Here is a 9,646-nt window from a genome sequence, read left to right as displayed (position 1 = left end):
CCACTACCTCCTGGTACTTTTGTAGAACTCAATCCACAGCCACTACCTCCTGGTACTTTTGTAGAACTCAATCCACAGCCACTACCTCCAAGGTATCATTATTAAAAACAAAGGCCTTCTAAAAAACTTAAATTGCAGAGTACATCTAAAGACAACTGAAAAGGTAATCTTTAGATGTATTTACATACAGAACATTGCTTCATATACAACTACAGAGGAACAAACCACTCTATTACACGTAACCCGACATTTAACTTTCACTTACCTTTGCACCATTACCTCAATTTCATTTTTTGTTCCTGGTTTTCTTTTTCTTGCTAAGGGGTATTTTTTAAACTTTTCAAATTGTAAGAGTGAATAAATGTAAGAGATGCTCTTAATTATAAAAAAATATTTTAATTGTTTCCCGTTAATTATCTAAAAATGTCGAAAATTTTATTTTGATTTACATATATAAAATAGCGATAATAATTAAGTATTCCCAAAAACAATAAAACACTTTATAAGGATAATCTATATGTTCCTACTTTTAGGGAACTAGATTAGCAATGACGCAGCATATAATACTATACGCTATGTGATTTGATGTGAGATGAATTTTTTAGTAGACGTCTAGTAATCTTATATAAGTTATGTTTTGTTTTTAAATTACAAATACAAGGGGAGAAAAATCAGAATGCAAAAGAAAGTCGCATTAACATTAGCATTAGCAAGTTGCATTTCTTTAGGACAAGCTATACCAACTTCAAAAGTTTTCGCTGAAGAAAATCAATCTGTAATTCAAAATGACAAAGAAGTTCAAAAAGAATTACAAAAGAGTTGGGACGGTAATACAACGAATCCAGATAAAGAAAAAGAAATTAAATTACAACCTGGAGAAACTGCTCCAATTCCACATTGGGTAAAAGAAGTAGAAAAACAAGATAAATCATTTAAAAAATTTGGCTTAGCTGCAACAGCAACTGAGACATCTTTTGTAAATCAACTTGCTTATATGTCTAAAAGAGCATATGATACGCCTTCAAAAGATAGTTTTATCGAAGGTGGATGGCAAGTATATGACACTTATTCAGCATCCAATTCATTAGACGTAGTTGTATATAGAAAAAAATATATTGAAGACTATGATAGAGGATTTTATGGGTATACCTTTGCATTCAGAGGCTCTCAAGAAACGTTGGACTTTGTAATTGATGTTGCACAAGTAGCTGGGAATGTTGGAGGATTACAAGCTCAATCAGCTGTAGATTATGTAAAAAAGATAATTGATAAAGATCGGTCAAAAATGCATCATGTTTATTTTACAGGACATTCACTAGGTGGATATTTAGCACAATGGGTACAAAGTGAAATGATTGACGGAACGATAATTAGTGGTCCATCTTATACTATGACATTCAATGCTCCGGGTATTTCTACAGGTATCAATTTCCTTGATCCGTCCTATACAGCCAAAGCTTATAAAAAAATTGCTAAAGATAAAGTAAGCGCATATGATGGTTTTATCGATAATTATCGTATTGAAAATGATAAAGTCAGTCTTTGGGGAGATACTTTAGGAAAACTTTATACTTATTCTGCTAAAGGTTCTGGCAATCCATTATATTATCATGGTATAAACCGTTTTCTAGAACTTGGTTTGTAATAATAATTGAAGAAAGGCACTCGTGAGAGGGCTTTTTCTTTATATTTAAACTATATATTTTCAAATAACTATAAATAAAAAAATTCAAGTATAATCATAAATTCTATACTCTAAGGTGATACAGAATTTCATGCAAACTAAGAGGACAATTTAAAATGCCAAAAGCTTTAATCTAATTTAGACAGGAGTAATATTATGGAAATGATTAGATTCTATGGGTTCTTACTTCTTATAATAGCTATTACAATATTCCTATTCAAAATGGCGACATCACCGAAGATTAAAAGTAAGAATCTGTCATTTATTATGATTAGTTTGGGATTAAATGTGTTTATAAGTCCATTATCTCTTTTTATAGGTTTAATGGCGACAGATTCTCCAACGAACGATATATTTGATTTCTGGAAAGGATTTTGGCTTATCCAGATAATCCCGTTCCTGATGTTACTTGCAGGAATTATTAAGTGGATTATCTACAAAAGAACAAAATGAATAGATAGAGTGCTAGGAGCATCTCTGTTTTCAAATAAATTAAAGGTTACTCTTCAATTTATTACGCTAAACAATTATATTTTAACCCCGTCCTAAATTTAGAACGGGGTTATGCTTGTTTTAGCTTTTAAAATTTCCGTAGTCTTTTTACAGTTGGATAGATTAAAACACCTTTGGTTATATTGTTTTAAACGTGCTGCAAATATCGGAAATATCTTTTTAGGGATATCTTGGTTTTGAACCCCATTCTACTTACCAATTCATCTTCATTTAATTCTTGCTTAATAACACTGTGAATAAATCAGTTCCTCATTTGCTGTGCAGAAACACGTCTATTGAACTCTGCCCGTTTCACCTCAAGCCGTATCATCTTTTGTATAACAACCTCAGACAAAGCCTTTGGCTCATGTTTTTCGTACATCTAACAATATGTCCCCTGATTAAAATCAAATGCCACAAATAGGGGATTATCTGTATACTTTCTAGGTCTTACAGGTTCCGGAATAGTTTTATAGTACTTGTAGAGTAGTTTCGTATAATCCTTTTATAATGATGTATAGATTTATGCCATTTTCACCACGAACCACTAAGGTATTTCTAACCAACTGTATATCGCTCATATTAGGCGATACAAGCTCTTGTAAGGACAACCCATAGTTTACTACTAAATCTATTATAAAAGCGTTTCTATCCACAATAAGAGGGCCATATTCAACTTGTCTTTCTGTTAATCCTTTTGTTGAAAGGATAGTTTGTTTTAATAGTTTTTCTTCTGCTTTGGTAATAAAATCCTTATCACTTAGTGATTGATCAGGAATTAAGGAGAGGTGAAAATCATCTACTGAAGTATTTATCGTTAAAGACATGTTCAATTTATTTAAGAACGGCCATATTCTGTGCCTTGTTTTCTAGTTCATAGAAATACTCCTAATAATTTTCTTTAGGTAGTTCACTTTATGATTTGATATGTAGGAGATTCTCATTTGCTCTTAGTCACTTATAAAAACCTGTAATATCGTAATTATAACGTTCAATCCTAGATTGTTTACGTCCATTTTCTGCTAAATAAGCAGAAAATGCTTCTAATGCTATTTCTAAACTAATACCCTTGTTCATTATAAACTTCTAAATTCTTATCATATATTATAACAAAAAATAAGTGAAAGACCTGCTACCGCCCTTTGCTACGCTCGGTTGCTGGCATATCAAAAAGGAAAACGGACAAACAGCCCTTTTCCTTTTTGATATGTTGTTTTTTATTTTCAATGACAAAAAGACAAATCTCGTCCTAATAAGGATTCGTAGATTTGTCCTTTTACATGGGAGTAATGATATGTTTAATTACCATTATTATAACGGGTTTTACAAATATTTTCAATTAGGTCTGACATCTTATTAACAATCATATTAGTAATAATAAAATCTATTATAAATATATATCTTATATATTAAAAAGAAATAAAGATAAAACTTTTATAGGCTATCAAAAATGGGGAAAAGACTTACTCTCACAAGGGAAAATTTGATATTAGAACGTAAAAAATCATAAATAGTAGAAAATGTATCCCTTGATTTAACAATTATTAGACTTTCAATTCTACAAAAAAGCAAAAAGAAAATTATATGTTTCTACATGAAATCGGAAAAAAATTGATACGAATCATATTATATTTATTCAACCTTTAAAACAGGGCATGTTTTCTTTATTTTAGTAAATATAGCAGTATCTGGGTTCGGATTATCCACATTTTTTTCAAAGAATGTAGCTATTTCTTAACATTACTCAGTATTTACACATAACTCACATTATTATTGATGATTTTTATTAGATCAATTCAATAACATTAGTATTCCCAACAATATTAGTAAAATAGTATTCACATTTGATCATACTTGTCCTCATATCCATTATTTTTTATTAATATCCTTCTGATTTTTTGTAGATATAAAATTGGATATTTTACTATACGTAAAGAAAACTTAATGTGTAGTGTGGAAATTCTACTATAGGTAGCAGAGGATTTGTATAGAAATGCATAAAAAAAGACTCCATTTTACATGAAGTCCTTTTGATTTTGTATTTATAAATAGAGTAGTAGAAAAAGGGGGGAATAAACCAAACACAAATAGCCCTCCACTTTCGATTTTTTCAAAAATAGAGAGCTTGTTGCTATTATTTTATTTCCATTGCGGTTAGCACCTGATCTGGAGCCGTTATTGTTACACCGGCACGTACTAAACGTTCGAAGGTACGCATAAATTCTAGTAAATTAAACTGCTTTGGTAGCTCAATCACACGCAGCTGCTCTTGTGGTAGTTTATCAATGGATTCTATAAACCACTCACGTACATCACTTGGAATTGTGCGTTCTTTATGGCCACGAACTTTTAGCTTTTCACGCATTTCAATTTCTAAAGCGATATATGCATGGAGATTCACTCCTTGATCATATGCATATTTTCTAAATAACGTTTCTTCCTGGTATTTTAAATAATTAAGGTGATAAGATTCTTCCGTCACTGGTATCGTAAACTTCTGCTTCAGTAGTGCATGTACATTTCTAAACATCTTCTTAATGTTATGAAGAGAGTACATAGAATAATGTAGACCAAAATTAAAGACAGCTTGCTCACGGTCACTATTTCTCTCTTTTGGTATGTGCTGCGCAATAAGAGGGTAGATACCTTCTTTCGCAGCTGTATCAAGAATTTGATATTGAGATGTCTGATGCAATAGTTTTTTCAATGTATATACAATTTTCGTTGGATATCCTTCTTTTCGATCAACCATATCACGAAGCCCACGAATGACACTGCGAATTTGACGATGACAAGTATGCTTTAAGACCTGAATGAACTTATTCATGTCTGCAGACAGTTCACCGATATTCATTTCTTGTAGAAGTGATTCAATGAATTTCGCTTTACGAGCATAGGTAGCTCTTGGTGTAAACGGATCCCTGTGTTGTTCTTCTCCAGATTCTTTCGTACATAAGAAGTCTGAATGGATAGATAGATATAGTGTTGTATATCGCCTGGTATGCTTTACACCTTTTTGCATTTTGCAAATTTTGAATAGGGGACTACCCGTACATGGTAATGTAATTGTTAATTCATCGATAACCGCACGAATTTGATGCGGATATTTTTTATGTAAGAAACGATACATCCCGCCGAAGTGGGTTTTATTGCCTCTTTCGTCATGCTTATCTAATGAACGCTTTAACGTTGTTTCTGTATGTTGTTGCATTGCGATATCTAAGAATAGCTTCTTAGCCGCTACAGATAGCTTAAAGAAAGCCTTTGTAAATACAACAGGACTAATATATACGTATGGATTTGCTTTTTCTGTTTCCTCATTCAGAAAATGAGTGAGTTTAATTGTGTAACGACCATCAATTCCATTTTCAATGGAGATAATGTTATGTAAGCTTAACTTTTTCAAAGCAATATAGAATTGAGAGTGTTGGATATAAGCAAATTCTTCTTTATATAGCTTGTAATCTTCCCACATCATATGTATGGTTACATTTGGAATGACACCATTAGTAAAGCATTTCTTATGTAGATATAAAAATACTTCGAGATCAGCATTCGTAATGCCGTATAATTTGTGCTTTCTTCCAGTTTTTTCTGCAAGTGCAGACATTGCGCGACGTGAAAAAGATGGTTTGGCTTTTTCGACAAATCCGTCAACATCAGCAATGCGATCTTCATATGTCATGTGCTGCAGAATATCTTCTAAATAAGTATCTTTATAACTGTAGTACTTCTCCTCAAATGCTTCCACCAGCTTTTGCCAAGATTTGATTGTTACTAAAACTGCGCTTGTTGTTTTCCCATTTAAGCTACGTTGATTACGTATCACAAATGATTTCCCCATCTTTTTCACCTCCGTTCTACAAATTCAGAAATATATGCCAAAATACTATAAAATATACCAATTATGATTATAGCAAATCGAAAAAAGTAAAAATGCCCCCTTTAAGAAGAAATATGAAAAGATGAAAGGTGCCTTGAAGCTTAGAGCCCCAAGGCATTCCATAAATATGCTAAAAAAATAAAGGACATGATATCGCTGTGAATTTTCATCTTTCTAGAAAGTGAAGAAACAGGAATGAAAACCTTTGTTTTACTTGATTTAATAATGATTATAATAAATTTATATTATAGAAAAAGGGACATGATACCGCTGTGAATTTTCATCTTTTTATGTATAGTGAATTTATAGAAATAACTTTGAAATGTTGATTTAATAGGGATTATATCAAAAATAGAGTTTTTAAAAGGGACACAATGCAGCTGTTTTGCATTTCATGTTTTTTTAAAAAAAGGACATGATACCGCTATAAGTTTTCATGTAGGGGAATAGAACTATTAGAATGAAAAAAGTAATAAAAACATTGATATATATGTGTTTGTAAGCATTTCAAGATAAATCTGAAAGGGACATGATATCGCTATAAGTTTTCATGTTTAATATTAAAAGGATAGAGAAAATCCTTTTATATCAAGGATGAAGAGTTTTATGAAAGAATTTTTTTCATTTATTATTTTCAATAAAAATATGGATACATTTTTCATCTTTATGTCGAAAGGGACATGATACCGCTATAGATTTTCATATTGATATAAACATAACCGTATTTTAACAGGGCTAATGTTATTAAAAAATAGACTTGACATGAGTAATGTTTTACAAATTGTTGTTGTTTTATATAATAAATAAAAGAAGAAACTTCAATACTACGTGATGAAAAGTCATGAATAGTGAAAATATAAGAGGGAAAATTCCGATATTTTATCATGTTTTTATATAAGGGAATACATATAGCTATATTATTTCAACTTGAAATACAAAGAGTTTAAAATTTAATGAAGAAGGAGGGGAACATATGGATAATGTTCTACAATTGTTTCGTGATGCATTATTAATATCGAAACCACTTTATAAAGATGATGAAGCATTATGGGATAAATGGAATGCTTATTATAAGGATGTGAAAGAAGATAACAGCAAGATAGTGACTTCTTCATATCTTTCTCCTTCCTTTTCAATGCTAGTACAATGGCTTGAAAAGCAGCAAAAAAGAGGAATTTCTTCATTACAAATATTCACAGAAATAGATCAATATAAAGAGGAAATACAAGAAGCAATAGATTTATTTATTCATCAGGAGTTTTTAAAGCCTATAAAGGGTACTAATGAAATGGAATCTATTCTGTTAGAAAATGATAATCAGGTAAAAACAAATGATTATTATGAGGTTAATAACTCTGCTATTTATTATAAATTAAGAGATGGAATTGCGAAAAATCAATTTGATGAGGATGAAGAAACGAAAATAAAGACATACCCAATTGAAACAAAGGATAGTAATGGGCTAGCTCAACTTTCTTCACATAAAGATGAGGATTTAAGGTTAACAAACATAGAGGAAGCAGCTCGTTGGAATACACTTGTGGATGGTGTTATGAGTAATATGGATGACTTAACAGCAGATTGTCTTGATTCTATCACTATTCAATGGTTGAATGAAGCCAAATCACCAGATGAGTTCATAGATTTTTCATATGAACAAGTTTTAGAAATGTGTAGTATTCCTAAGGCAAAAGCTAATGGAGTTGAATATTATCGAGCTGAAGATAAGATTAAAGTTGCTAAAAGAATTGCTGCTTTAGCAAGTATTTTTATATACCTTAATGATGAAAATGAGGTTGTAGTCTTAAATGATCGCGCAGAGCCCGGTAAACATTACGAAGTCAAGCGTGAGATCATAAAGAGACTATTTGTACTAGATTCAGTAGTTCTTTGGAGAGATAAAAATACAAATGAATACATGGGAATAGAGTCATGCCGAATTAAACCAGGTAGTTTCTTGTCAAGCTACTTATACGGTTCAAGTAATACAACTTCATTACTTTCCAAAAAGGCACTCGAATACAATAGTTATCGACATAAATACCATAAAAGATTAATTCGATATTTGACATGGCAGTGGAGAATTCGACAAATGTTTTCTAGTTTAAGCAGGCCTTATTCTATAGGTGGGGATAAAGGTCTATTAGCAGTAATGGATATTAAACAGAATCAAAAACCTAATAGAATTAGAGACCAATTAGAGAATGTCTTAATGGATCTAGAACGTGAAAAGGTTATTTCTCATTGGGAGTATGAAAATGGCTTAGATGAAGAGCAATTAACAAAGAAGAATTGGTTTAAAAATTATTACTCGCAGTTAGGTATTAGGATAGTACCACCTAAAGAGCTAATGAATTCAATGGAGAGTTTGGCCAAAAAGAAAAATACTAATGTAATACAAGCGGAAACAACTGTCGCCAAGAAAGAAAGTAAGCCTATAAGTGTAGATGAAAGTGAATATTTGATCCGTGAAAAGATTGTATTTTTGCATACGAAGAAGAGTATTACAATGAGAGAGCTTTCAGAAGAGATAGGCATATCCCAACCTACTCTTTCAAGATTCTACAACCAAAAGACTAAGCGTCTTTCAGGTGTTGCTAAGGAGAAGCTGAATCGGTGGTATAAAAGACAGGTTATTATTGATAAGATGTAATAAATAGGCTGTATAAAAGTAAGTATACCTTCACTTTTATACAGCCTATTTAATTTATCATTTCTAGTTAAATTTTAAAAATAACAACCTTTTTAAAACTGGGAGAGTAAAAACTCTTAAGTTGATAGGAATGTATGGCGACTGCCTTGTCTGTTATTCAAGAATAGTACTTAATATGAGTATGCAATTGTACATATTCATATTAAGTACATAATACATAAAATCCCATAAAGTTATAGTAAAAACATTTCTTTATATGATATTTATTAAGATTCAATGATTCCAACAAATTTTATGTTTAATTATAGTAGTAAAATCATTTCACTTCATGAAGTGATAATAGTATGAAAACTTTTTAAATATAATTAGAAAAAAACAAAAGATTTAATATCAGAAAAATCAAATATTAGAAATACAATTTTCTAGTTTACTTATAAAAAACATAGTGATTAAAATGGGGGGGAAGTAAGGACCTTATATTCTATCAAAAATAAATAAAAAACGTGATGCAATTACTCTTTCGAAAAAATTCTATCCTCAAGTGTGTATGAAGAAATTCTAACGTTAGATTTTACAGCATATACGATTAAAATCGTAAAAAATAATAGTAAAGAGGTGTACGGAATGAAGAGCAAAATTATGGCAGGATTTTTAATAACATCAATTGTTACCGGGGCGACTATTCCTATCAATACTCTCGCAACGCCAATCGTTCAAGCAGAAACAAAACAAGATACTATAGATATTTCCTCAGCATTACGAAAAATAGGTGCACACTCCAAATTAACACAAACCTTTATCGATGGAGCCTTAGCAAGTCCGAATGTACAACTTGAAGAAGTTCCATCTTTAAATACAACTCAATTTCTAATTAAACAAGATATGAAAGAGTGGTCATCCGAACTTTATCCTAAATTAATTCTATTAAATTCAA

At 31.0% G+C, this 9,646-nt stretch carries 4 protein-coding genes and 3 pseudogenes; 5 read left to right on the top strand and 2 right to left on the bottom strand.

Annotated features, from left to right (window positions below):
- The first annotated feature begins 676 nt into the window (after positions 1-676).
- Together MR170_RS28630 and MR170_RS28625 are read left to right on the top strand one after the other, a co-directional pair.
- Positions 677-1,645, top strand: coding sequence for a Tle-like phospholipase domain-containing protein (locus MR170_RS28630; RefSeq protein ID WP_043936476.1), 969 nt, complete (start codon positions 677-679; stop codon positions 1,643-1,645).
- Between the two features lie 195 nt (positions 1,646-1,840).
- The gene (locus MR170_RS28625) at positions 1,841-2,137 is read left to right on the top strand and encodes a hypothetical protein (RefSeq protein ID WP_043936477.1); all 297 of its coding nucleotides are present in this window, start codon (positions 1,841-1,843) and stop codon (positions 2,135-2,137) included.
- Between the two features lie 187 nt (positions 2,138-2,324).
- Here MR170_RS28625 and MR170_RS28620 read toward each other — a convergent pair.
- Positions 2,325-3,253, bottom strand: a pseudogene (locus MR170_RS28620) (site-specific integrase).
- 1,057 nt (positions 3,254-4,310) lie between these two features.
- The gene (locus MR170_RS28615) at positions 4,311-6,020 is read right to left on the bottom strand and encodes a hypothetical protein (RefSeq protein ID WP_242310323.1); all 1,710 of its coding nucleotides are present in this window, start codon (positions 6,018-6,020) and stop codon (positions 4,311-4,313) included.
- 1,012 nt (positions 6,021-7,032) lie between these two features.
- On the opposite strand from MR170_RS28615, the pseudogene MR170_RS32815 reads away from it, so the two are divergent.
- From MR170_RS32815 to MR170_RS28605, 3 genes and pseudogenes are all read left to right on the top strand, one after another.
- Positions 7,033-7,324 (top strand): annotated as a pseudogene (locus MR170_RS32815) (XRE family transcriptional regulator); the annotation flags it as partial.
- Positions 7,325-7,395: 71 nt separating this feature from the next.
- Positions 7,396-8,712 (top strand): annotated as a pseudogene (locus tag MR170_RS28610) (helix-turn-helix domain-containing protein); the annotation flags it as partial.
- 624 nt (positions 8,713-9,336) lie between these two features.
- A partial coding sequence (locus MR170_RS28605; RefSeq protein ID WP_242310318.1) for an HBL/NHE enterotoxin family protein occupies positions 9,337-9,646 on the top strand: 310 nt, incomplete at its 3' end.

Origin of the sequence: Bacillus cereus group sp. BfR-BA-01524 (assembly GCF_022662595.1) — a bacterium.
In the GTDB taxonomy this organism is placed as follows: domain Bacteria; phylum Bacillota; class Bacilli; order Bacillales; family Bacillaceae_G; genus Bacillus_A; species Bacillus_A thuringiensis_S.
The sequence above is the reverse complement of the archived record's forward strand: the minus strand, read 5'-3'. Positions and strand labels throughout refer to the sequence as shown.

What these genes read in the sequence shown, in the direction of transcription:
- MR170_RS28625 (WP_043936477.1), top strand. Translation starts at nt 1,841, where the DNA reads ATGGAAATGATTAGATTCTATGGGTTCTTACTTCTTATAATAGCTATT.
- MR170_RS28615 (WP_242310323.1), bottom strand. Translation starts at nt 6,020, where the DNA reads ATGGGGAAATCATTTGTGATACGTAATCAACGTAGCTTAAATGGGAAA.
- MR170_RS28630 (WP_043936476.1), top strand. Translation starts at nt 677, where the DNA reads ATGCAAAAGAAAGTCGCATTAACATTAGCATTAGCAAGTTGCATTTCT.